Origin of the sequence: Micromonospora aurantiaca ATCC 27029, assembly GCF_000145235.1 — a bacterium.
GTDB classification, from domain to species: domain Bacteria; phylum Actinomycetota; class Actinomycetes; order Mycobacteriales; family Micromonosporaceae; genus Micromonospora; species Micromonospora aurantiaca.
This window is the reverse complement of record NC_014391.1, coordinates 4,645,327-4,667,964: the sequence shown is the minus strand read 5'-3', so window position 1 is coordinate 4,667,964 and position 22,638 is coordinate 4,645,327. Positions and strand designations below refer to the sequence as shown.

Below are 22,638 nucleotides of genomic sequence, written 5' to 3'. Positions count from 1 at the left end.
CATCAGGGGGATGTGAAGGCGCGGACCGACAATATTGGGCGCATGCGACAAAACATGCCGGGCATGGAGTCGCTCTTGGAAGGCGTCGGCCCCTGCACCGTCGCCCTACCGGGAAGGCTGGCTGCCAACACGAGCCTTGCCGTCGCGCAGGATGTGAAGTCGGTGGGAACTTCGGCATTCCGTGCATGGCCCAGAATTTCGATAGCGCTCCTGCAAGGTGTGCGTCATGTTGGCAGTGTTCTCGGAAAAGGACTCAACGGTTGGCTTGGTTGTTGCGTATCACGGTTTCGGCGAGGTTGAGTGCCGACGAGAGGGTGCGGTGGGCGGTTTTCGGGAGTTGTCCAATGCCGAGGCCGCTTGCGCTGATCATCTGTCTAAGCATTCGGTAGTGTTCGGGGTCAACGGCTGGGTGGTTGAGGAGATCACGCGCCGCGTTGGCGTCCTGTTCCTGGATTACCTCTGCGGCTAGACGATCGATCAGGCCGGCTGCGGCGGTCGTGGGAAGGTTAGGGGCGAGGTCGAGGGCGGTGAGGATTAGCCGGGTGCGAAATACCGAACGTCCGGAACCTGGTGCCAACTTTGATGCTCGGCCGATTAATTCCAAGTGGTCGGCTCGACTTCGATCACCGGCGATGGCTGCGCTCCAGATGTAGAGCAGATCGCGTACCAGTTCCTCCCACGGTTGCTCGCTCGTGGTCCGGTCGAGGACGGCGGTAGCTGCGGGGATGTTGCCGTCGACGAGGTGGGCCACGACCGCGACCTGTCGCCCGTCGTGCAGAGCGGCCCCGATTCCGTCGAAGCGTTGGACATGCGTCAGGGCGTCGGTCCAGTGGCCGGCGACGGTGAGGGCGCGGGTTCCATCGGCAAGCAGGACGTTGCGGAGCCAGTTGCTGATCTGTTGGCGTTCCTCAGCCTCCTCGGGGAGCTGTCGAGGCTGTATCTCTAATCGGCCAATGACGATGGGGGCGCTGTTGATGACCGCATCGTGGAGCCCGGTGAGCAGCAGGTACGCGCGTTCTCCGTCGCCGGCGCGAATGTGCAGGCGGGCGAGATTGACGACTGGTTCGAGAGCAAACCGGGTGGTGTATCCGTTGAGGGGGGCGCGGTCGAGGTAGAGGTTCGCGTGACGGTGACACCAGAGTTCGGCGAGTTCTGCGTCGGCGCAGTCGGAGGCAACCAGTGCGGCTCCGTTGAACACCATGGACGCCTTCTCCGGGTCGTGTTCGCGGTGGGCGGCCTCGGCGAGCCCGGCGAGGCGCGTGACCCGTGCGTCGAGCGGTTTGGCCGGCGGGCGTTTGCGGGCGACGAGGGGGAATCGGGTGGCCATGGTGGGCGCGAGGGACAGAGGCATGGGTGTCCTCATCTGCTGCGGAAGGGCCGTGCCGTGGGCGACGAGGGGGAACAGACGGCTGTCGGTGGTGCTCCGCATGCCGGCCGCGCCCCCTTCGGATGCCGGGCCGGGCAACGCCCCGGCATCCCAGTCAGAAGGAGAGGGCAAAGACCGTGTCGGGCCGGCTGATGTCGCCGGTCCGGACCGGGCGGGTTCCGGCACGGTGAGCGGTGAGGGTGGGCTGGTTGGGGCGGCCCGCCTCGTCCCACTGGCCGAGTAGATCCGTCAGTTCCACAGCGAGATTGTCGGCGTCCGGCCCGTAGGCGATGGCGCCGACTTCGAGGCGGCGGTCGCCGGTCTCTCGGAAGGCGAGGTAGGCGATCGTGCTGCCGTGGTAGATGGCGGCTCCGGCCCAGCGGTAGGCGGGGGCAACCAGCCCGCTGGCGCGGGCGGTGTCACCGACGCGGAGGCGGCCGAACGGTGTGCTGGTGTGGTTGAGGAGCCACAGGTCGAGGTGGCCGATGGCGTCGTCGTCGGTGACTTGGATGCCGGTCCAGCGCACGTGCCTGGGGTGACTGAGGGCGCGGGCGAGAGCGGCGCGGTCGGGCTTGTCGCCGGCGTCGAGTTTGAGGACCACGTCACTGTCGAGGCGTACGTGCTGGTCGGTGTGCTCGGCCGTGCCGCGCATGGGCACGAATCCGCAGACCAGCGGCGTCGTGGTGCTGACCAGCGTCGTGGGGCCGGTGCGGTCGAAGGCGAAGCACCGGGTCAGGCCGCTCTCGTGCACCCGCAGGGGCACGACGACGCGGCCCTGCTCGGCGAGTTGGTCCCACCAGGCCGCGGAGATGTCCCACGCGCCAGCGGTGACGATGATCCGGTCGTAGGGCGCGGATTCGGGGTGGCCGAGGGCTCCGTCGCCACAGATCACCTCGACGGTGTGGTAGCCGGCGCGATCGAGGCCGGCGCGGGCGCCGTCGGCGAGGTCCTGGTCGAGTTCGATCGTGGTGACCGTGCCGCCAGGACTGGTCATTTCGGCGAGGAGGGCGGCGTTGATGCCCGTGGCCGCGCCGATCTCCAAGACGTGGTCGCCGGGTTGCGGGTCGAGTTGTTCGAGCATGTCCGCGACGAGGCTGGGGCTCGATGCCGACGACAGCGCGGCGCCGTCGGGGTCGCGTTTGGTGACGATCTGGCGGCGGGTGTAGACGGTCTCCAGGTCGACGCCGGGAAGGAACTGTTCGCGGAGCACCGTCCGAAAGGCCTTCTCGACAGGGGCGGAACGGATGTGGCCGCGCTGCTTGAGGATGGTGACGAGTTGTTCGCGCAGCGCGGCTGCGTGGGAACCTTCATACCCAGTTTGGGAGGTTTTCACTGCTTTTACCCTACTGTCGGTGATCCCGGCGCAGCGGTCGCCGGGTGAGATGTCGGACGCGTGGAAGGTGACGTGCACGGCGGCCGTGGCCAGGAGCCAGGTATCGGTGGCCGAGATGCCGAGCCGGTTGAACAGGAACAGGACGTGATGGGTCAGCACGCCGCGCAGGTCGCGGGTCAGTGTTCCGTGCCGGTCGAGGAACCGGAGGTCTCGGCCGGCCTGCTCGTGAGCCTCCGACCATGACGGATTGACGCTCAACGGGCTGCGCGGCGTGTCGTCGCCGGCGGTGACCAGACGCTGCACAGCGGCGATCAGCCCGGGGCTCGGCGTGGGCGCGTGGGGTTGGTGCCGACGCGTGACGATGTGCCGCCAGACATCGCCTTGTTCGGAGAATTCCAGTCCGGCGGCGCGCATGAGGCGGGTGGCGAGCAGCACACCAAGCTCTCGTCGGTGGTCGCCGCCGGCGGCGAGGTGGCCGAGGACGTGGCGGCTGTCGGCGTGGAAGAAGGTGTGAGCGATCGTCATCGCCTGGTCGCCGCCGAAGGCGTACGCCTCGGGCCGGTAGATCGGCTCGGCGACATCGCGAATGCGGTCGTCGGCGGTGATGTCGGCGAGCAGAGCGTAGACCAGAGCGAGCCGGCTACCGGGCAGCAGCCGCAGTCGCCACGTCTCGGCCTTGCGGATGAACCAGAATGCGGCGATCGCACCGTCGTCCTCGGCGACGGCGAGCGCCGGGGCAAGCCGGGTTGCGGCGTACTCCTCAGCTGTCCGCCAGCTCGTGAAGGTCAGGTTGACCTGGCGCCACCGACTGACCGGCCCTGCGCCCGATGGCCGCTCGGCGTCGGGTTCGGGATCGAGGTCCATGACGTGCTCCTCGTCTAGGTGATCAGCAGGCTCGTGGACCAATGGATATCGGTGCCGGTCGCGAAGGTGTGCAGGGCGAGGGCGATGCCGGCCGGGCCAGAGATCAAACCGGATGGCGCGGGAGTCGCGTTGGTGGCGTGCTGGACCAGCAGGCGCATCAGGTAGGGCACGGTGGCGGGCAGGCGGGTATCGCGGGCGTCAGCGGCGGCGTACCAGAGCGTGGCGGCAACCCCCGCCCAGCCATGACACAACGATGGATCGATGATCCGGCCGAGCTGGACGGGATCGGTCAGGCAGCGGAACAGCGCGTCTTCTGCCGCCTTCTGCCGGCCGGGGTCGCCGAGGGCGATCCCGGCGAGCTGCCCGGCGCGGGCGATCCCCGGAGTGCCGTAGCACCAGGACGGCCGCGCCGGTTCGCTCACGGCGAGCTGCCCGGCCTGCAACTCCGCCATGGTGATCTTCTCCGGCCACCACGGGCCGGCCGGGCTCGTCTGCTGCCACCTGTCCAGCCACGAGCAGATCCGGCCGATCGCCTCGGTCTGTCCCGGCACCCGAATGTCCTGACGCAGGGCCAGCGCCAGCAGGGCCAGAGGGCCGGTGATGCCGTGCGCCATGCCGACGTTGGCCTGTCCGCCCCGCTCCGTTCCGTCGTCGGGTGGGTCCGCGCTCCACCAACCGGGCGCGAGCCGGCCGGCGGCGTCGTCGGCGTCGACCGGCTCGGTGAGCCGCACCAGGTACGCCAGCACTCGGCGCAGCAGGTCACCGTCCGGGAAACGGCGTACCAGGTGGGCGCCCAGGCCGGTCAGCCCGCGGACGAGGTCGAACTCCGACAGCGCAGGCCGGGCGCCGGCCGCGAGGCGTGCCTCGGCAGCGGCCAACCGACGCTCGGCCAGGTCCGCGACGGCGTGATCCAGGGCGTCCAGGTCAGCCGGTTGGGCGTGCGGCATGGCCGTGGTCAATGCGTGGGTGACAGCAGGTGCGCCGAACCACAGGCCCGCTCCGGTGCCGTTGTTCAGCGTTTCCGCGCTCGCGCGGCGCAGCCAGGCGCGGACCGGCTCCCACCCCCCGTGCTCCGTCTGAGCGCGCACCCCGTGCAGGATCGCCACGCCGGCGGCCCCTTTGGACAGCGATTGGCCGTACCAACGCGTGCTCCGCGGCCCGTAGTCGACACCGGTGGGCTGCGCGGGCGGCTGGAGCAGGGTGTCGGTGATGCAGGAGGCCATCGTCTCGGCCGCTCGGAGCAGCGGCGTGGCGAGCAGTGTGACAGTCATCGGCCAGCTCCTGCGGTGCGAGCACGGCGGCGGACCGCCGCCAGCGCGATGTGGCGGGCAAGCCGATACGTGACCTGCTCGGCAGCATCGTCCGGACCATGCGCGCGAACGAAGTGCAGATGCACCAGCGACGTGAGCACCTGCGCGGGAGTCAGCGGGCTGCCGGAGGCGGACAGCGCAGCGGCGTACCGGGAGGCGGCCCGCGATCGTTCCTGCCATGCGCGCTGAACCAGCTCCGGCACGGACGTCGGATCGACGGTGACCGCCTGCCGCAGGACGCCTCGGTCGATCGGTGCTCGGCCGGGGTGTGCCGGCCGGGCGACAAGCCACTCGCACCCGTCGTCGCGGCTGCCGAGCATCGCGGCGGCCAGGTCGAGCATGCTCGCGGCGGTCAGCGCCCGCCGGTCGAGCGGAGAGTCGTCCTTCGCCGCTACCTGGGCCACGGCGGCGCGGGAGTCCGCAGCGAACAACTCCTCGGCGGCGGACATGGCCCGGCCGTCGCCGTACCGGCCGGTCTCGGGTCGGTAGCTGTCGAGGCGCAGATCACCCGCGAGTCCCTGCCGCCGCAGCGCCGCAGCCCACCGGCCGACTCTGACCGCCGCGTCGCCGTAGTCGTCGGTGTGCAGCCGAAGCCGCACGTGCGAGTACGGACGGCGCAGCCGGACAAACCACCACATCGGAGACTCAGGCCAGTCGGCGAACAGCGCCGGCAGCCCTCGCCACAACACCAACTCCACCATCGACGGCTCAACAGCGAGAGATCCGGACAACAAGCCGCTCGACCCGGGCAGAACCGGGCCCGCGGGCACCGGAGGCGGCCACGAGCCCCGGGCCGCGACCGCGGCCGGCACCGCAGCCGGAGCCGCGGTGGAGGCGACCGGTACGACGATCTCGTGCGCGCGGCCGGACAGCCACCCGAAGTCCTCCAGCCCCGCCGCCTCAACGATGGTGACCGCCCCGTCGCTGGTGGCGTCCAGGTGGGCGCGCAACAGCGACCGGTCCATGGCCTGATCGAGGTCGAGCCGCAGCCGCTGGTCGCCGCTGCCGACCTGCACCCACCTCGGCAGCCGCAGCCTCTCCCGCAGCGCCGCCCACGCCGCCGACCATTCCCCGTCGCTCGCGTCGGCGCCGGGCAGCCGCGCCGGGTCGATCCGCCACCGCGCCGCAGACAGGACAACCCGGCCGTACCGCACGGCGGGCCGAAACGGCAGACAGGACGCCGCGCCCCAATCGAACGGCTTGAGCCGGGCGTCCAAAGCCCGCGGCAGCTCGACAAGGAACCGGGCGAGCAGCGGCATGGTGTGCACGGCGCCAGCGTGCGCCACAGTCGGCTCGACCACCCGCCGCCGTGACATCGACACCAGGACCAACCTGTCGGCACCAGCCGCCACGCCGAGGTCATCGAGGCCAATTACATCCCCGGCAACCGGGCGGTGCTCGGCCATGCTCACCAGCCACGGAAGAATCTGCGGGGACCGGAGTACATTCTGGGCGTGCAGCCTCCTCGGGGGGAAGCTCACCTGTGCCGGCATGGCCCCCTCCACGGCGACCGGAAGGCGCGCGAACTTCCCGCGCATCAACTCCCGCTCGGCATATGGCAGCACGTCGAGGAAGCGTCCGCTCGTCGCCATCGCCGACCGGCCCATACCCGTCACCACGACCAGGAATTGGCCTTCCTCCAGTGCGCGCAACGACACCGCACGCACCTCCGCCGACACGTCGACATGCGGACTGACACTGTCCTCGTCGTGATCTGGGCCAGCGAGCGCCCGCACGGCCGCATCATCGAGGACCACCTCACGGATGCCGTCGAGCACCGCCTGCTGCGCCAACACCAACAAGCGCTCATCCCGGCCGGACAACGGCGTCGCCCGGTCGGCACCGTCGAAGTGCTCCGGGTAGCCCAGACCGGCCACCGGATCGACCACCTCGGCAAGCGGCACCACCGCCGCCATCCCGTACCGATCGACAAACCGAGCATGGTATCCACGCCACTCCGGCCGCCCTTCTGGATGTGGCGTCAGCCGCCGCAGAACCTCCACCGATGCGACGACCTCCGCGGTGACCTGATGCGGCACGACGACTTCATCCGCGAGCCGAAGATCCACCGCCAACGGCTGAGTACCTACCGCCATCTCCCGCATCCGAGCGGCCAGCCCACGAAGATCTATCGCCTGGCCTGCGGTGGCACCGAGGCGACGCTGCAGCGCCTGAAGCTGCTCAACCGTCTGCCCGACGTATCCGATGTGGGGGGCTGCGTCCAGCTGGTCCAGGAGATGCTTGATCGGGTCGGTGCAGGTAGACGGCGGCTTAAGGGCCGAGATCAATACACCCTGCTCGACCAGGCCGGCGACCAAAGCCTCGACCGACGCACGCGGGAACTCCCGATAGCCGACAGCGATCTTCTCGACGAGCTCGGTCCACCGCACCGGCTCGGCACTCAGAGACATCGCCAGCCGCACCGCCTCGGTACGCCTTACCGAAGAAACCCCGTCGACGGGCGCGGAGGCGTGGGGCCGACACTGCACGATGATCCGAAGCCCCGACACCCGCGCCAGGTTGTTGGCCTGGACGAACAGCCCGTTGCGCACGTTCGGGTCGGTCTCAAGGCGCGCGATTAACGACGCAAGCCATTCTGCGTCCGGCCGCACACAAATCGCTGACTGCTCCGACGGCGTCACTGCGGCTACCGCGTCGAGGCGTAGTGGCGCGACTCCCGAGAACAACCCGAACGGCGTAGCTCGACCGCGTGCGCGGACCAGGTACCGCGCCAATGCCAACGCCGTCCGCCACGCCTGGCGGGCGTCGAACCTCGCGCCAGCGAGAGTCGCCTCGACACGGTCGGCGAAGTCGGGACTTGCTACCCAGACCGCTTCCGCGACGCCTATCTGACGCCAGGTCGCTCGAAGCCAAGATTCGACACCGGCAGGATCATGCCGTTGCGGCCAGGGCACTTCACGATCCGGCGAGACGCGAGCCGCGATGCGAATGGTGGCGGCATCAACTATACGAAACATGCCGCCCTCCAGTCGTCGAGTCTTCTTGCCGCGGACCTGCCTCGTGGTGCCGGCTCCAGCGGGCGGCTGGGACCACCCACCGGAACCGGCCGGTACGTCGAACTAGCAGTCGCTGCCCTTCACGGTGTCGCAGCCGTCGTCCGTGTCGGCCAGCAACGCGGCAGCGACCGGGCCCTCCGTGACGATCTCCACGTCGAGCTGGAACGGGTCACCGCTGACGGCGAGCAGGTTCTCCATGACTGGTCCCTCCAACGAGACTTCGGGGTGGATGGGCAGGCAGACCTCGCGGCCACCAGCCCGTCGGCTACTTCGCGCTTCCTCCGCAGCCGGGATCGGGTAGCGGGAGCTGCCGCTGCCGGCCGAGCAGCGACACTTGTCTTCCGTGACCTCCACGACGGCTCCGAAGCGGCTGGCTGCCGCCCCAAGCCTTACCAGCTACACATGACACGATCACTCATGGTTAACAGTGCGGGAATACCGACTTGCGGTCCGACTTCGCGCCCCCTCGCGGCGCGACAGTGTGAAGGCTGGATGATCGAGACAACCGGTGGCATAGTCGGCAGGGCTCAGCAGGCTGGGTAAGGGGAAGTCGTGCCTCGTCATCCGGACACCATGATCAGTCCGAACACCGTGCTCAGCGAAGCCCGGCATCGGCTGTCCTCACCTGTGCGGCCCGGCCAGCGCATGTCCCGTAGCGAATTGGCCGATGCGGTCAACGCGGCGCTCGATCGGATATACCCCAGCCGCGACGTCACCGCCCAATACGTCGACTCCCGCTGGATCGGCAAGCTCGAACGCGGCGAGCATCGTTGGCCCAGCGAAGCGCGGCGGAAAGCTCTGCGCCAGGTGCTCGGTGCTCTCACCGATGCAGACCTCGATCTCTACAGCCCTCGACGCAGCGACGGCGTAGAAGCTCAAGGGCCGGTGGTCGAGCCTCAGCCGGGTAGTTGGGACGAGGCCATCTACCTCCTGCGCGAGCAGTGGCATCTGTTGGTACAGAACGACAAGATGTTCGGTCCCGAGTACACACTGATGGGTGTCAAGAGGCAACTGGCCACGATCGAGGACACCCTGTCCAGGGTGCCCGAAGCACTTCGGCCCGCCGTCATCCGCCTCGCCGCTCAGTACGCCGAATCCGCGGCATGGCTCCACCAATCTCTCAACGACCACGCCGCCGGCCACCGCCGAACACGACAGGCACTCGCCTGGGCGGACGAGATCGCGGACTCGACGATGACCGCTTGGGCCACGTACCGCAGCAGTCAACAATGGTTGTCATCGGGGTGCGCCGCCCGAGCCGTTGAGCAGGCAGAGGCCGCGCTGCTGCACGACCCGAAGCTCCCTCGTCCAATGCGTGCAGCGCTGCGCGTGCAGCACGCGCACGCCCTCGCTGCGACGGGCGAGCACCAATCGGCCATGCGTCTGCTGGACGCCGCGCACCGCTGGGCAGCGGACCGTTACCCGGGAAAGCCGGAAGGCGAGCACGGCTCCTACTGCACCAGCGGATATATCGAAGTACACCGCGGGGCATGCCTTCGGCTGGCACACAAGCCCCAGGATGCGATCGAGGTACTCGACCGAGCCCTTCCGGCGATTCCGCGCCGGCACCGCCAGGACTTCGCATCAGCCTTGCTGATCAAGGCGATGGCTCATGCCGCAGCACACCAACCGGATCAGGCAGCGGCAGCGGCACACCAAGCGCTGCCCATCGCGCGCCGGGCAGGATCACGACGGGTCTTGCATCAGCTCGCGCAACTCGGCGCCACAGTCAGCGGGCACCAGCAGCTGCCAGAGGTCCACGCCTTCCTCAATGATCTCCAGGAGGTCACCTGATGGCATCCAACGTCGAACTCGCGGCGATGCGCCAAGCGATCATTCTGTCGTCGCTCGGTCTGGGAACCACAAGCCCCAACCCGCCCGTCGGCTGCGTCATCCTCGACCGCCACGGCGCGACCGTCGGCGCGGGCTACCACCGACGCAAAGGAGAGGCACACGCCGAGGTCAACGCGCTAAGCGCAGCAGGCCCCGCCGCGCTAGGCGGCACCGCTGTCGTCACGCTCGAACCCTGCAACCACGTCGGCGTCACTCCAGCCTGCCGTCAGGAACTCATCGACGCCGGCATCGCGCGAGTCGTCATCAGCCTCATCGACCCGACTTCCCGAGGCGAGGGCGGCGCCGCGGTACTCACCGCCCACGGCATCGACGTCGAAACCAACGTGCTCCCCGACGAGACACTTACCGTCCTCGGTCCCTGGCTCACCGCCATCCGCCGACGCCGCCCCTACCTGACCTGGGCCTACGCTCTCGAGGGCCAGGACAGCCAAATCAGCTGTGAGCAACTAACCGCGGAGTTGCGCAGCGGGACGGATCTCGTTCTGGGCGAGAAGACGATCGAAGAAGGCACCCCGGGCGGACACACCCCTCAACACTTCACCCTGCCAGGGGAGCCGAGCGACGATCTCCAACGGTGGCTGTCGGCCTGCTACGCCACCGGCTCGCGCACGGCCATCGTCACTGGCGGACGTCATGCCGGTGTACTACGAGACAACCTCAACTGCGTTGACGAGCTCGTGGTTGCTGTCGAAAAGGCACCACCGGGATGCGGTCTCGCGGCAGTCACCGCAGACCTCGCGCACGCGGGCTTCGAGTTGGCCGATATCTCCCCCGGAAGTCCGGGCGTGCGTGTTCGCCTCCGCCGACAGAGGCCGTCTTCCGCCTGAGCCCGGCTGCTCGGGCCGCCGATGTGATGGAAGCCCCTCGCCGGCCTCCGTGAGCAGCGTGTTGGGCGTGATGATGGTGTCCAGGTTGCGGGCCATCCTGTGCCTCTGCCTCCATCCGAAGCCCGGTCCGGGAGCGCTAGTACTCCAGCCGGGGTTGTTGACCTTGGCTGAGCTGCGGTTCGGTGTGGTGCGGGAACGAGGGCAGCCACCGTCGATCATGGGCGGTTGTGTGGACTGACCATGATGCAGCGGTGGCTGCCGGATACAGGGTAGACGCCCAGCGGTGGCGGGTGTTGTTCGACGACCTGATGCTGACGATCGGGCAGCGTTTCCGCAGGCCAGAGCCTCGCCGTCGGGTGTGTGACTTCGTTCGGGGCTTGCTGGCGCCGTTACCGCGGAAAAACTGCTGGACGATCGCGGAGCATGCCGGTGACGCGGGTCCGGATGGGATGCAGGACCTGCTGACCCGGGTGAAGTGGGACGATGCCGAGGTCCGTGCCGATGTCCGTGAGTTCGTCGGCCACCACCTCGGTGATGCTGAGGCTGTGCTGGTCATCGACGAGACGGGCGATCTGAAGAAGGGCCGGCACACCGTCGGCGTGCAGCGGCAGTATTCGGGCACCGCCGGGAAGATCGAGAACTGTCAGGTGGCCGTGCACCTCGTCTACGCCACCGATGCTGGTCACGCGATGCTCGACACGGCGCTCTACCTCCCCAAATCCTGGTGCGACGACCCTGAGCGCCGCGCCGAGGCCGGCGTCCCTGAGCAGGTGCGGTTCGCGACCAAGCCACAGCTGTCGTCTCGGATGATCACCGCAGCGGTCACCGCCGGGCTGCCGTGTCGATGGGTAGCCGGCGACGAGGCCTACGGCAACGATCCACGCCTGGCAGCCCAGCTCCGACAGCTGCGACTGGGCTACGTCTTGGCCGTGGCCTGCTCTCATCAGGTGACCACCGGCCTTGGCGTCTACCGCGCTGACGCCCTCGCCGCCGGTCTTCCCGCCACCGCCTGGCAGCGGCTCTCCGCGGGTCGAGGCGCGAAAGGCTACCGCTACTACGACTGGTCCTTCACCGCACTGCCACACGCCGCCGACGCCCACGGCGGGCACCACTGGCTGCTGATCCGCCGCAACCGCCGCACCGGTGAGCTGGCCTTCTACCGCTGCTGGGCATCCGAGACCGTCCCGCTACGCAGCCTCGTCCTGGTGGCCGGCCGCCGCTGGAAGATCGAAGAGTCGTTCCAAGCCGCGAAGACCGGACTCGGCCTGGACCAGCACCAGAACCGCCGCTGGACGTCCTGGCACCGCTGGACCACCCTGGCGATCCTCGCCCACGCCTTCCTCGCCGCCGCGACCACCCACCGCAGCCGTCCCGACCCGGCCGGGCTGATCGCGCTGACCGCCAACGAACTACGCCACCTGTTCAACATCCTGATCATCGAACCCACCCGCCGCCACTGCGACCCACTGCTCTGGTCCGTACGCCGACGCCGTCACCAACAACGAGCCATGACCAGCCACTACGCCCGGCAAGCCCTCACCGAGCCGTGATCACAATCCCCGGCTGGAGTACTAGTCGAGATGCAGTTGTGGCACGTCGTAGAGGGTGCTGTTGGGTAGTCGACGCCTGGCGGGTGAGACCACCTCGATAATGAGCATTTCGGTAAGGAATTGAACGGTGGCATCCAGTAGATGGCTGGTGTGAGCGGTAGCGCTGTATTCCTTGAGTCCGGCGGTGATGTGGATGTGGGGGAGAATCTTCTGGTTAGTGTCGTCCCAGGCGATGGTTCCGCCACCGAGTGCTTCGACGTTGGTGAGGTCGACGTGGGTCCAGACGGGGGCGTTGGGATTGTCGAGGCGTTGACAGGTGCCGACGATCTTGGCGGTGGACAAGCCGGCGATGAACATCGGGATGTAGCCCTGCTTGATGTCGTGGGCGCGGCAGGCTTCGGCGAGGGCGGTGAAGAAGTCGTCACTGTGGTCGAAAACCACACTGATCATTCGTCCTGGGGTCAGATTGTGGCTACGCATGCGCTGCTGGGACCTTCGCTCGATCGCCAGCCCAGGATGTGACACCGCCGTGCCAGATGTCGCCACCGGGAATCCAGGTCATGGCGATCGGGCGCCTCTCGTTCATAGCAAGCCCGGGCAGCGCGATGTACCCCGGGGCAATCGGTAGCGCGGCGTGGATTCCGGCGGGTTCCATCAACACCATGGCAGACAGTAGCAGCATTCTTTTCAGACGTCGATGGCGCGGCCACAATCAGTCCGCCGCAGGTCGCGACTCAGTGAAGTCGAGAATCATCGAATCGTATACGGGGGCGTCGTCGAAGGGCTGAAGTTCGCCGATCCTTTGCCACCCCCAACTGCGGTATGCCGCCTGGGCGGCAACATTGTCGGGCAGTACGAGTAGCGTTGCTCTCTCCTCGCTAGCCTCCTCAATGAGGGAATCATGCAGCTGTCGTGCGATCCCACGACGCCGCCATCTCTTACGCACCATGATTTCGTTGAGGGCAAACGTCCTGGTGCCGGTTTCAACGAGTGCCTTGACGTCCACGTCGGATCGCAGCCCTTGCCACCACCGCGTCTCCGCGGGCAACCTGTATCCCAGGGCATATCCGATCAGCGTTCCGTCGACCTCGCCGACAACAGCCCGAAACCCGTCCCTTGCCGCGTAGGCCCTGAGCCGGCTCCAGTACCTCTCTGGCGAGAAGAACGGATCATCCAGCTGTTCCGCGTATACCTCTTCATAAACCTCGATCAGCTCATCCCGGTATTCGTGGAAGGAATCTTGTTTCAGCCTTCGGATTCGCACGGTATGGATCTGCTCGTCTATCTCCATGGTCACGTCTTTCGGTATCGGTCGAGAAAGGAGTCAACCCCGGCAACGCCGTGGTGGGCTGCGAAAAGGTGTGACACCTTAGCCATTTCTGTGGAGACTCGCCAGCTTTCCACTTCCCCAACCATGTCGTCCAGTGCGGCTTTCGCTGCGTAGGCCGCACCCACCGGTTCACCCTGCAGGAGGCGTGCATGGGCGAGCCGAACGCGGTACAACGCCCGGTTTCGGGCGTAACCGTCGCTGTAGCCGCTGACAGCTTTGTCGAGTAACTTCTCCGCGCGGGCCGGTCGGCCGAGTGTCAGTTCGCATGTGCCGTGGAGTCCATCGATCTCGGTGTGGCCCAGGAAGGAGCACCATTCTGCGGCTGGTTTCTCGCTGTCGCGGTCGACGATCCTCCGTGCGTTCGTGATGGCAGTTTCGGAGGCGCGCGCATCGCCTGTAAGCGATGACGCGACGGCGAGACGCAGCCAGGGGATGGCGGCCAAGCGCGGGTGCTGATTGATCGTTGGTACCTGCGCGGCGGATGAGGCGAAGCGGAGGGCCTCTCGCGGTCGGTTGAGTGAGTTGGCCTGACCTGCCAGGTAGGTAAGGGCTGCCGTTTCGACCTCTGGATCCTGCGCCTGTCGCGCCAGGATCAGCGCTTCGGTGAAGCGTGTGCGTGCGACGACATGCTCGCCCGCGTCGAGGGCGAGCCATCCGGTGCACATCTCCAGTCGGGCGGTGGCCCTGAGGAGCCGGCTCTCGGTTGGAGGGGAGTAGGAGCCTTGTTCCAGCATCGAGTAGCCGTCGCGAACTTTGGCGGCGGCGGCCTGCCACAGGCTGCCGCCGCCGATCTGATAGTCGAGGCTGTACAGATGTCTCACACTGTGTTCCAACGGCACCACGTCGCCGACACCGATCTTGCGTGCCCTGCCGTTGGTGAAGTCTGGTAGGCGCTGTTCGGCGCCTGCGAGAGCGGCCATCACACCTAACGCCACCACGGTCCTTCGCCTCACATCATCGGACGTTACGCCCTGCGGCTGCGCTAGCTGTAATGCCCAGCAGCGTTGTTGACGCGGCTGATGGGTGGTTTGCCGCCGAGCGAGGTGTGGTTGCGGTGGTGGTTGTAGGTGTGCAGCCAGGCGGGTAGAGCGTCAGCGCGTTGCTGGTTGTTGGTGAAGGGTTGGGCGTAGGCCCATTCGTCGCACAGGGTGCGGTTGAAGCGTTCGGCTTTGCCGTTGGTCTGTGGTCGGTAGCGGCGGGTGAAGCGGGCGGTGGCACCGAGGTCGGTCAGGGTCTGGTGCCAGGCTCGGCCGCGGCGGTAGGTCAATGCGTTGTCGGTCGTGACGCGTTCGACGCGGGTGATTCCGTGGGTGGCGAAGTGCTCGGCGGCGCGGCGGAGGAAGCCGGCACAGGTGTCGGTCTTCTCGTCGGGGTGGATCTCGGCGTAGGCGAGACGGGTGTGGTCGTCGATGGCGCAGTGCACGTAGTCGAAGCCGACACGGCCGGCGGTGCGGGCACGGCGGTGTTCCAGGCTGTCGCGGCCCAAGATGCGCCAGCCGCCGCCGTCGCGAACCCGGCCGAGTTTCTTGACGTCGACGTGGATCAGCTCGCCGGGCCGGTCGCGCTCGTAGCGGCGGATGAGCTGACCGGTGGGCCGGTCGAGCCAGGCCAGGCGGTGTAGACCGTGCCGCGTCAGAACGGCGTGCACCGTCGAGGCCGGCATCCCGAGCAACGGTCCGAGCCGGCGAGCTCCGAGTTTGCGTTCCTGGCGCAGTTGGCAGACCCGCGCCTCCAACTGGGCGGGCGTCTTGTGCGGCTGGTGGTGAGCCCGGCTGGATCGATCCCGCAGACCAGCGTCGCCCTCGGCCCGCCACCGCTGTAGCCACTTGTAGCCGGTGGCCCGAGAACAGCCCAGTTCCTTCACGACGTGGGCCACCGGCCGACCCTGGTCAACGACACGCGTGATGAGCAGCCGCCGGCCGTGGATGGTCAGCCGGGCATTACGGTGGGCCATGGAGACCTCCGGTTCCGTGTGGGCGTCAGCACCTCACACCTCGCCGGAGGTCTCGCCTCGTCTCAAGCCGCCACGCCGTCAACAACCCTCATGGGCATTACAGCTAGCGGCTCGGCAGTCTCATCGGTGAGTGAAGGGGTGTTCGGGACCTCGCGGGCGTGGTCGGCAGAAGCCGGTGCACTGGTGCGCCGTGGGCTGTAGAGGCCGAGATCGGTGTCACGTGCGGCGCCGAGGACGAGTCGTAGCGCGGCACGCCGTTCTTCGCTGGGCCATCGGTGTTCTCCGCGTTCCAGCTTGCCGATCCACCGGTGGTCGACACATTGGGCGGTGAGGTCGCGGTCTGGGTAGAGCTGATCCAGGGCGGTGTTCACGGCGTCGGCCAGCTCGGTCCGGGACATGCGCTGTCCGGGGCGCCGCGGTGACGGCAAGCCCGCGCGTTTGTCGGCGAGCTGTGCGTTCGGCGTGATCTGCGTGTCCGGATGACGAGGCACCGACACCCTCCCGTGGACCCAACCGGACTCAAGTAGACGTGCGAACTCACCGGGCGTCCCTCAGTCGAGGCCGTAGACATCGCGCGGCTGGCTGCTGCCATCGTGGCGTCAGGATCACGCAGAGTCAAGGCGGCCTTGAGTGGCGTCGCGAGACCGGAAGGCCCGGCCTCGGCCGCCCGAGATGCAGTGTCGCGAGGTGCTCTGCTACTGCTTGCTTGCCGTCGGAGTAGAGAAGCCGTGATCACGTACGGCCTGTGTGAAGGTGTGCCATTGCTCGGGGGCGAATCGCAGTACCGGTCCGGCGCTGTTCTTGGAGTCGCGTACCAGGATCGGTTCGTGGGTGTCGGCGACTTCGATGCAGTTGCCCTCGTCGCTGTGACTGGACTTGCGCCAGCTGGACTGGGTGCTGGGCCGGGTGGTCATATCGAGGCTCCTTCGGTGGGTGCCAGACTCTCTGCCGCGGCGCGGAGGAGACGGATGCTTGACGCGGGATCGAGCGCTGCGGCCTTGAGTCGGCTGTGCAGGCTCACGTAGGGGTCCAGTTCATCCGGATCGGTGTGAATGATGTCGCGGGTCAGGGTGTCGACCGCGACAGCCTGTGAGCCCTGCGGATCGCGATAGCGGTAGAGCGAGTACGCCGACCGGGGCGCGCTGTGACCTGTGATCGACGTGTCGGACGGCGGCACCTGGACGACCACGGATGGGTGGTTCGTGCATACGGCGATGACGTGTCGAAGCTGTTCCGCGACGACGACGGGGTCAGCGGCGCGTCGCCGGATCGCGCTCTCGTCGATGACGGCTTCGTAGCGCGGCCCGCCGGCAGCGAGCACCAGGCTCTGACGGCGAGCGCGGGCGGCGACTGCGGTAGCGGGATCGAACCCGTCGCCGTGGCGGGCCGGTTCGCTGCGAAGCCGCGCAGCGGCGTAGGCGGGAGTCTGAAGTAGGCCGGGGATCAGTGAAATGGCGTACTCGGTTAGCGTCTTGGTGCCGCTTTCCAGATCCGCGTAGACGGCCTGTCGGCTTCCCATCCGTTGTGCGTCGGCCACCCACCACCCACGCGCCCAACCATCGGCGGCGGCGTCCATAATCGCGGCCCGCCGATTCACACCGACCGCGAGGTAGTCACAGATTCCGCTGACAAGATCGATGTCCGGGCCGAGATGCCCGTTCTCCAGCGCGCTGATCTGCTGCCGCGAAAATCTCAGCGCACGGGCGATCGACTCGCTCGTGATGTCATGCTCCTCCCGCAGTCGGCGGACTTCACGTCCGAGCCATTGTCGGCGGACATACGGACTAGGGCGATTCACCGGCAGCCTCCAGGGACCACGCAACCCCGGTCGACGGTGCAGTCGGTCGGGTGTGCTCACTGTAACCCCGCTATCGCTTGGTGGACTCTGAGCTAGCGCGCGGTCCGCCGCTGTTTGCGCAGGCCAGGTGCTGGTCGGACCGCAAGTCGGTATGCCAAGTCGGACCGGAAGTGGGTATTCCCAGCGCTGACCTCTGCTCGGCATGATTTCGGTGAATGACTAATGGTTCAGCTAGAGCGTTCCACTGCCGATCGGTATTGACGGTCACTCAGACGGGCGGTGCCGCTGTGTTGCTATCGGCGATTGCCGTCCTGGTCAGTCTGGCTATCGGCTGGCTGGCCGGGATGGTCACTTATCGGACTTCCCGACGGTGGTGTGGCCGGTGCGGTGGTTCTCTTCGTTGCGCCACCTGCGAACCGGACTCTGGCAGTGGCCGGCTGATTCGTGAAGGTCAGCAGCACGTTGGAATACCAGCAGAATCAGGGCAGAGGTGACGGGTTTGGAAAGCGCTGCGAGACGAGGCATCGCCGCGAGGACGCGTCCGTTGGCGGACCTTCCTGTTCGGCTCAAGGCGGCACTGATTGTCGTGCCGACCGTATTGGCCGCGGTGCTCTCGACAGGGTTCGGCCTCTGGGCTTCTGTCCGGGAGGCTGGAGCTGCGCAGCGCGCCGGTGACATGTTTGCCGCGAGTACGGCCGGCGCGGAGGTGACGCAGCGGCTTCAGGCCGAGCGGAACGCTGCGGTGGGTCTGCTGCTGCCCGGCTCGAAAGTCACTCCAGCTGCCTTCGAGCGTGCGGTTCAGGACACGGATCGCGCGGTATCGCGGTTCCACGAGCAGCGCGACCGGCTTGACGACGTCCCGGAGTCCGTGAGGGCGGTGCTAGTCAGAGCAGACGCCAGCTTGGCGGATGTGGCCGCTCAGCGGCAGCGGGTGCGCGGCGACGGGCTGGTATCGCTGTCGGCAGTCGCGTTCGGCTACCGGATCGTGATCGCGGACCTCGACAGCGTGCTTCCTGCGGTGGCGCAGAGCGGGGTGACACCTGAACTCGCGGATGAGATTCGGGCGTCGGCGGCGTTGTCGCGGGCCCGCGAGTCGGTGGGTCAGCAGCAGGTGGCGGTGTTGCAGGCGGTGGCGGCACGCCGGTTGACTCCGGCGCTGCATGCCGAAGTCGTTGCCGCGCGATCGAGCCAGGACGAGGCGCTACGCGAGTTTGATGGTCTCGCGCGGCCGTCGTGGCGGGCGCTGCTGGGCCGGACGTTGACCGGCCCGGACGTGCTGGCCGGCGTGCGGTTGGACGGAGCGGTGTCGGGCACGGGCGTGTACGAGCCAGTGCGGCTGGCGGGTGGCGCCGAGCAGTGGAGCCGGGTGATGACCAGCCGGGCGGACCTGCTGGCCCAGGTGCAGGCAGCCGTGAACGACGACATCGGGAATGCCGCCGATGACCTGTGGATGGAGCAGGTCCGCTCTGCCGTGCTCCAGGCCGGTGTACTGACGGTGATGCTCGTGGTTGCCGTGTTCACCGCGTTGCGGGTGGCGCGGTCGCTGGTCGGGCAGCTGTCAACGCTGGAGCAGGGCGCGCGGCGGGTCGCCGACGTCGAGCTGCCGGCGCTGGTCGGGCGGCTGCGGGCGACGTCGGATCCCGCGGAGGCGCAGCGGCTAGCCGAGGGTGCTGGCGGCGTGGCGGTGCCGGTGGTCGGCCGGGATGAGGTGGGCCGAGTCGCGGATGCCTTCAATGGGGTTCTGCGGTCGGCGGTGGACGCGACGGTGGATCAGGCGCGGGGCCGCGCCCTGGTGAGCGCGATGATCACGTCGGTCGGGCGGCGGGTACAGGCGCTGACGGAGCAACTGCTGGGCAGCATCGACGATCTTGAGCGCGACGAGGAAGACCCGGATCGGCTGGCGCGGGTGTTCGCCGCCGATCAGCAGGCGACCCGGCTGCGGCGGTACGGCGCGAACCTGCTGATCGTGGCTGGCGGCGGCCCGGGCCAGACGCAGCGGCAGCCGGTGGAGCTCGGCGACCTCATCAACGCGGCGTTGTCGGAGACCGAGGGCTTCGCCCGGATCAGTCTGGGGCGGCTGGTCGAGGTTGAGATCGACGCCCGCGCGGTCGACGCGGTCAAGTCGATCCTGGCGGAGTTGCTGGACAACGCGACCCGGTTCTCCGCCGACCAGGTGCGGGTGTTCGCCGAGTGGGCCGGGCGTGACGTGCAGATCCTCGTCGCGGACGCCGGCCTGGGGCTGCCCTCCGCGCAGTTGGAGCGCGCCAACGCGTTGCTGGCGAGCGCGGAGGTGGATGTCGCGGTCACCGACCAGATGGGCCTGGTCGTGATCTCCCGCCTCGCCGCGGAGTTCGGCGTGCGGGTGCGCCTGACCCCGACCCGGCCGACCGGCATCACAGCCGAGGTGACCGTGCCAGCGGAGTATGTGACCCGGGTGCACGTGCGCGAGATCGTCGTGCCCAGCCAGATCCAGCGACGCGTCCAGCCGGCCCCCGGGCCGCCGGCCGGCCCGGCTCCCACCCCGGCGCCGCCGCCGTCGATGCCCCGGACCGGCACCGGTTGGACCGGCCCGACCCAGCCGTCCCCGGTGGTGCCGTCACCGCCGGTGGACGCGACGATGGAGCTGCCGCTCGTGCGCCGCGAGCGACGGCCGCTCCCGTTGCCCGCGGGCAGCGCCCGGCCGGCGGACACACCGATGTTCCGGGAGATGGCGGCCCGGTCACCGTGGCTGTGGCCGCAGAACGACGAGGGCCCCGGCGGGTTCCGTACCGCGGCCGACGACGGATGGCAGGCCGCAGCGTCCACTGCCGAGCCGGCCACTGACGGGCGTACCGCGTCCGGGCTGCCACGACGTCGCCCGCAGGCGCACGTGGTGCCAGGCGGGTCGCCGACGCAGCGCACCGGCTCCGAGCCTTCCGCGCCGATCGATCCTGCGGCGATCCGGGCGCAGGTCGCCGGCACGTTACGCGGTCTGCGGGCTGCGTCTGTTGCCCCTCCTATATCCCCCCTTTCGACAGGAGAACGCTGATGAGCGTCACCACTGCCACCCCCCGCAATCCCCAGCTGTCGGTCGTGCTGGACGGTCTGGCCAGGCAGATGCCGGCCGTGGCGCACGTCGTCGCGGTGTCCGGCGACGGGCTGCTGCTGGCCAGCACCGCCGGTCTGGACCGGAACCGGGGCGATCAGCTCGCCGCGATCGTGTCCGGTCTGGTCAGCCTGGCCCGCGGCGCCACCGACCTGCTGGAGACCGGCGGTGTGCAGTTCCAGATGCTCACCATGAACGAGGGGATCCTCGTCGTGCAGCAGGTGCCCGACGGAACCTCGCTGGCGGCCCTGGCCCGCACCGACTGTGACCCGTCCCAGGTCGCCTATGAGCTGGCGGCGCTCGCGGCGCGGATCGGTGAGCAGGTCAAGCCGGGACCGCGCGCAGCCGGCTGACCTGATGCGGACGGTGATGAGCGTGGATCAGGACACCGGTGTGACCGGCAGCCGGACCTCGGTAGGCACGGTCCTGGTGGCCGGCGGCCCGGGAGCAGGCAAGACCTGTTTCCTGCGGGCCGCCAGTCACGGCCAGGCGGTGCTGGCGGGCCAGCCGGGCAGCGCGTGGGAGATCGGCTTTGCCACCCTGTCCAGCGGTGTCACCGTCGCCCTGCGCAGCACTCCCGATCAGCGGCGCTGGTGGTGGATGTGGGACCGGCTCGCCGGCGGCGCGGTCGGTGCCGTGGTGCTGGTCGACATGACCGGGCCGTCCGCCTCGTATCCGGTGCTGGACTGGCTCGACGCCTGCGGTCTGCCGTATCTGGTCGCGATCAACCGGCCGCTGGGCGGGGCGCGCAACCGGCGCGAGATCCGCGATGCCCTGCGGGTGAGCGTGCAGGTGCCGGTGTTGACGTGCGACGCCACCGAGCCGGCCTCCGTCCTGGCTGTCCTGGAGCACCTCATCACTGCCGTGCACACCGGCTGCCTCCCTCACGCTGTGCCGCCGGCATCACCCCTGACCGCGCGGAGCCACCTCATCGCCCCCGACCACGCCGGCCAGCGCCGGCGCATCCCTCAGAACCGATCGACGAAAGGAACCCTGTGACCCCTCACCAGAGCACCAGCCGATCCCGATGGCGACTGGCTCTCGCCGCCGCCGTCACCGCCGTGCTGCTCGCCGTCACCGGATGCTCCGGCTCCAGCCTCGACGGCGCGGACACCAGCGGCGAGGAGATCCGCATCGGCCTGATCGTGCCGAGATCCGGCCCTTACAAGGCGATCGGTGACGACCAGGCCGCCGGGTGGCGGCTGGCCCTGGACAAGCTGGGCGGCAAGCTCGGCGGCCGACCCGTGAAGGTGATCGAGGGCGACGAGGGCGAAGGCAAGGCGACCGCCCTGGCATCGGCGCGGAAGCTGATCGAGCAGGACAAGGTCCTCGCCCTCGTCGGCGGGGGAACCGCGGACACGGTGCAGACCCTGTATCCGCTGTTGAAGGAGTCCCGGGTGCCGCTGATCGGAACCGGCGGCCGGCCTTCCACGGTCGCCGATCCGACGTACCTGTGGTCGACGTCGTGGCTGAGTCAGGAGACCGGCGCGTCGATCGCGGGCTACCTGCGGCAGACGGTGGGCGAGGGCCGGGTATGGGTGATCGGCCCGGACTACATCGGCGGCCACGACCAGATCGGCGGGTTCGTCGACGCGTTCCGCAAGGCCGGCGGCCAGCTGGCCAACCCCGGCGGGAAGCCGACGTGGACGCCGTGGGCGCCGGCCCCGACCACGGAGTTCTCCCCGTACCTGACGAAGATCAAGCAGGCCGCTCCGGCGGCGGTGTACACCTTCTACGCCGGCGCCTCCGCGGTCGAGTTCGTCAAGCAGTACCGGCAGTACGGCGTGGACGTGCCGTTGTACGCCTCCGGGTTCCTCACCGAAGGCGCGCCACTGACGGCACTGGGGCCGCAGGCGAAGGGCATCTACACCGCCCTGAACTACTCCACCACGCTGGACAACGCCGCGAACCGGGACTTCGTGCGCCGCTACACGGCGGCCAACGACGGGAAGCTGCCGAATCTCTACCACGTGTGCGCGTGGGACGCGGCGCTCGTGCTGGACAAGGCGATCGCCGAGGCGCTCGCCCGCCCGGACGCCCCGGCGGCTACACCTTCCACCACGGGCTCGCCGGTGCCCAGCAGCTCCACGACGGCCAGCCCGACCGCCGCGTCCTCCTCGGCTGCCGCGGTGGGCGGGGGGAGCGGGGGGCTGACCGGGCGGTCGCTGACGGCGGCGCTGTCGCGGGTTGGGTCGATCGACTCGCCCCGGGGCGCCTGGCAGTTCGGGCAGACGAATCACACCCCGGTGCAGGCGTACTACCTGCGCGAGGTCGCTCAGGACGGGCAGGTGTGGGTCAACCGCACCGTACAGACCTTGACCACCCTCGGCTCCTGACCCGGAAGGGATAG

19 protein-coding genes are annotated in these 22,638 nt (G+C 68.6%); 7 read left to right on the top strand and 12 right to left on the bottom strand.

All coding sequences use genetic code 11. The features are described from left to right. Nucleotides 1-253: 253 nt before the first annotated feature. The 5 genes from MICAU_RS20505 to MICAU_RS32030 form a co-directional block, all read right to left on the bottom strand. Nucleotides 254-1,429: a hypothetical protein gene (locus MICAU_RS20505; RefSeq protein ID WP_013287254.1), complete on the bottom strand. Its 1,176-nt coding sequence runs from the start codon at nucleotides 1,427-1,429 to the stop codon at nucleotides 254-256. Between the two features lie 52 nt (nucleotides 1,430-1,481). Next, entirely contained in the window at nucleotides 1,482-3,563 is a 2,082-nt protein-coding gene (gene fxlM, locus MICAU_RS20500; RefSeq protein WP_013287253.1) for a methyltransferase, FxLD system, read from the bottom strand. A 14-nt stretch (nucleotides 3,564-3,577) separates the two neighbouring features. Further along, nucleotides 3,578-4,834: a lanthionine synthetase C family protein gene (locus tag MICAU_RS20495; RefSeq protein ID WP_013287252.1), complete on the bottom strand. Its 1,257-nt coding sequence runs from the start codon at nucleotides 4,832-4,834 to the stop codon at nucleotides 3,578-3,580. Next, on the bottom strand, nucleotides 4,831-7,851 hold the full coding sequence (locus MICAU_RS20490; RefSeq protein ID WP_013287251.1) for a lantibiotic dehydratase: 3,021 nt from the start codon (nucleotides 7,849-7,851) through the stop codon (nucleotides 4,831-4,833). The genes MICAU_RS20495 and MICAU_RS20490 overlap by 4 nt, the downstream gene beginning before the upstream one ends. Nucleotides 7,852-7,953: 102 nt before the next feature. Then, entirely contained in the window at nucleotides 7,954-8,088 is a 135-nt protein-coding gene (locus MICAU_RS32030; RefSeq protein WP_013287250.1) for an FxLD family lanthipeptide, read from the bottom strand. Between the two features lie 375 nt (nucleotides 8,089-8,463). On the opposite strand from MICAU_RS32030, the gene MICAU_RS20480 reads away from it, so the two are divergent. The 3 genes from MICAU_RS20480 to MICAU_RS20470 all read left to right on the top strand — a co-directional run bounded on the left by MICAU_RS20480 (nucleotide 8,464) and on the right by MICAU_RS20470 (nucleotide 12,121). Further along, entirely contained in the window at nucleotides 8,464-9,684 is a 1,221-nt protein-coding gene (locus MICAU_RS20480) for an NsdA family TPR-like regulatory protein (RefSeq protein WP_145824154.1), read from the top strand. Beyond that, a complete protein-coding gene (ribD, locus tag MICAU_RS20475) occupies nucleotides 9,684-10,571 on the top strand; it encodes a bifunctional diaminohydroxyphosphoribosylaminopyrimidine deaminase/5-amino-6-(5-phosphoribosylamino)uracil reductase RibD (RefSeq protein ID WP_013287248.1) in 888 nt (295 codons plus the stop codon). The genes MICAU_RS20480 and ribD overlap by 1 nt, the downstream gene beginning before the upstream one ends. 308 nt (nucleotides 10,572-10,879) lie before the next feature. Further along, the gene (locus MICAU_RS20470) at nucleotides 10,880-12,121 is read left to right on the top strand and encodes an IS701 family transposase (protein WP_167545752.1); all 1,242 of its coding nucleotides are present in this window, start codon (nucleotides 10,880-10,882) and stop codon (nucleotides 12,119-12,121) included. Between the two features lie 21 nt (nucleotides 12,122-12,142). On the opposite strand, the gene MICAU_RS20465 is transcribed toward MICAU_RS20470, so the two are convergent. The 7 genes from MICAU_RS20465 to MICAU_RS20440 all read right to left on the bottom strand — a co-directional run bounded on the left by MICAU_RS20465 (nucleotide 12,143) and on the right by MICAU_RS20440 (nucleotide 17,203). Then, complete coding sequence (locus tag MICAU_RS20465) at nucleotides 12,143-12,601, bottom strand: PPC domain-containing DNA-binding protein (RefSeq protein WP_013287247.1); 459 nt, start codon at nucleotides 12,599-12,601, stop codon at nucleotides 12,143-12,145. Nucleotides 12,602-12,833: 232 nt separating this feature from the next. Further along, entirely contained in the window at nucleotides 12,834-13,412 is a 579-nt protein-coding gene (locus tag MICAU_RS20460; protein WP_145824159.1) for a GNAT family N-acetyltransferase, read from the bottom strand. A 2-nt stretch (nucleotides 13,413-13,414) separates the two neighbouring features. Then, nucleotides 13,415-14,530 carry an NsdA family TPR-like regulatory protein gene (locus tag MICAU_RS20455; protein WP_490387453.1) on the bottom strand — a complete coding sequence of 372 codons (1,116 nt, stop codon included), beginning with the start codon at nucleotides 14,528-14,530 and terminating at the stop codon, nucleotides 13,415-13,417. Continuing rightward, entirely contained in the window at nucleotides 14,434-15,405 is a 972-nt protein-coding gene (locus MICAU_RS20450) for an IS481 family transposase (RefSeq protein WP_013287244.1), read from the bottom strand. The genes MICAU_RS20455 and MICAU_RS20450 overlap by 97 nt, the downstream gene beginning before the upstream one ends. Nucleotides 15,406-15,467: 62 nt before the next feature. Further along, nucleotides 15,468-15,896: a hypothetical protein gene (locus MICAU_RS32510; RefSeq protein WP_157547416.1), complete on the bottom strand. Its 429-nt coding sequence runs from the start codon at nucleotides 15,894-15,896 to the stop codon at nucleotides 15,468-15,470. Nucleotides 15,897-16,100: 204 nt separating this feature from the next. Next, the gene (locus tag MICAU_RS20445) at nucleotides 16,101-16,319 is read right to left on the bottom strand and encodes a DUF397 domain-containing protein (protein WP_013287243.1); all 219 of its coding nucleotides are present in this window, start codon (nucleotides 16,317-16,319) and stop codon (nucleotides 16,101-16,103) included. After that, nucleotides 16,316-17,203 (bottom strand): helix-turn-helix domain-containing protein, encoded by an 888-nt coding sequence (locus tag MICAU_RS20440; RefSeq protein WP_013287242.1) that lies wholly within the window; start codon nucleotides 17,201-17,203, stop codon nucleotides 16,316-16,318. Before MICAU_RS20440 ends, MICAU_RS20445 begins: the two co-directional genes overlap by 4 nt. 499 nt (nucleotides 17,204-17,702) lie before the next feature. Here MICAU_RS20440 and MICAU_RS20435 point away from each other — a divergent pair, with 499 nt between their 5' ends. From MICAU_RS20435 to MICAU_RS20420, 4 genes are read left to right on the top strand one after another with little or no spacing between them, the layout of a single operon-like run. Beyond that, nucleotides 17,703-20,231: a sensor histidine kinase gene (locus MICAU_RS20435; protein WP_396854297.1), complete on the top strand. Its 2,529-nt coding sequence runs from the start codon at nucleotides 17,703-17,705 to the stop codon at nucleotides 20,229-20,231. Then, a complete protein-coding gene (locus MICAU_RS20430) occupies nucleotides 20,231-20,641 on the top strand; it encodes a roadblock/LC7 domain-containing protein (RefSeq protein WP_013287240.1) in 411 nt (136 codons plus the stop codon). The genes MICAU_RS20435 and MICAU_RS20430 overlap by 1 nt, the downstream gene beginning before the upstream one ends. 16 nt (nucleotides 20,642-20,657) lie before the next feature. Then, nucleotides 20,658-21,287 (top strand): FAD-binding protein, encoded by a 630-nt coding sequence (locus tag MICAU_RS20425; RefSeq protein WP_013287239.1) that lies wholly within the window; start codon nucleotides 20,658-20,660, stop codon nucleotides 21,285-21,287. Then, nucleotides 21,284-22,624 (top strand): ABC transporter substrate-binding protein, encoded by a 1,341-nt coding sequence (locus tag MICAU_RS20420; RefSeq protein WP_013287238.1) that lies wholly within the window; start codon nucleotides 21,284-21,286, stop codon nucleotides 22,622-22,624. The genes MICAU_RS20425 and MICAU_RS20420 overlap by 4 nt, the downstream gene beginning before the upstream one ends. The last annotated feature ends 14 nt before the right edge of the window (nucleotides 22,625-22,638 follow it).

What these genes read in the sequence shown, in the direction of transcription:
- MICAU_RS20430 (WP_013287240.1), top strand. Translation starts at nt 20,231, where the DNA reads ATGAGCGTCACCACTGCCACCCCCCGCAATCCCCAGCTGTCGGTCGTG.
- fxlM (WP_013287253.1), bottom strand. Translation starts at nt 3,563, where the DNA reads ATGGACCTCGATCCCGAACCCGACGCCGAGCGGCCATCGGGCGCAGGG.
- MICAU_RS20480 (WP_145824154.1), top strand. Translation starts at nt 8,464, where the DNA reads ATGATCAGTCCGAACACCGTGCTCAGCGAAGCCCGGCATCGGCTGTCC.
- MICAU_RS20490 (WP_013287251.1), bottom strand. Translation starts at nt 7,851, where the DNA reads ATGTTTCGTATAGTTGATGCCGCCACCATTCGCATCGCGGCTCGCGTC.
- ribD (WP_013287248.1), top strand. Translation starts at nt 9,684, where the DNA reads ATGGCATCCAACGTCGAACTCGCGGCGATGCGCCAAGCGATCATTCTG.
- MICAU_RS32030 (WP_013287250.1), bottom strand. Translation starts at nt 8,088, where the DNA reads ATGGAGAACCTGCTCGCCGTCAGCGGTGACCCGTTCCAGCTCGACGTG.
- MICAU_RS20470 (WP_167545752.1), top strand. Translation starts at nt 10,880, where the DNA reads ATGCTGACGATCGGGCAGCGTTTCCGCAGGCCAGAGCCTCGCCGTCGG.
- MICAU_RS20445 (WP_013287243.1), bottom strand. Translation starts at nt 16,319, where the DNA reads ATGACCACCCGGCCCAGCACCCAGTCCAGCTGGCGCAAGTCCAGTCAC.
- MICAU_RS20465 (WP_013287247.1), bottom strand. Translation starts at nt 12,601, where the DNA reads ATGCGTAGCCACAATCTGACCCCAGGACGAATGATCAGTGTGGTTTTC.
- MICAU_RS20505 (WP_013287254.1), bottom strand. Translation starts at nt 1,429, where the DNA reads ATGCGGAGCACCACCGACAGCCGTCTGTTCCCCCTCGTCGCCCACGGC.
- MICAU_RS20425 (WP_013287239.1), top strand. Translation starts at nt 20,658, where the DNA reads ATGAGCGTGGATCAGGACACCGGTGTGACCGGCAGCCGGACCTCGGTA.
- MICAU_RS20450 (WP_013287244.1), bottom strand. Translation starts at nt 15,405, where the DNA reads ATGGCCCACCGTAATGCCCGGCTGACCATCCACGGCCGGCGGCTGCTC.
- MICAU_RS20460 (WP_145824159.1), bottom strand. Translation starts at nt 13,412, where the DNA reads ATGGAGATAGACGAGCAGATCCATACCGTGCGAATCCGAAGGCTGAAA.
- MICAU_RS20495 (WP_013287252.1), bottom strand. Translation starts at nt 4,834, where the DNA reads ATGACTGTCACACTGCTCGCCACGCCGCTGCTCCGAGCGGCCGAGACG.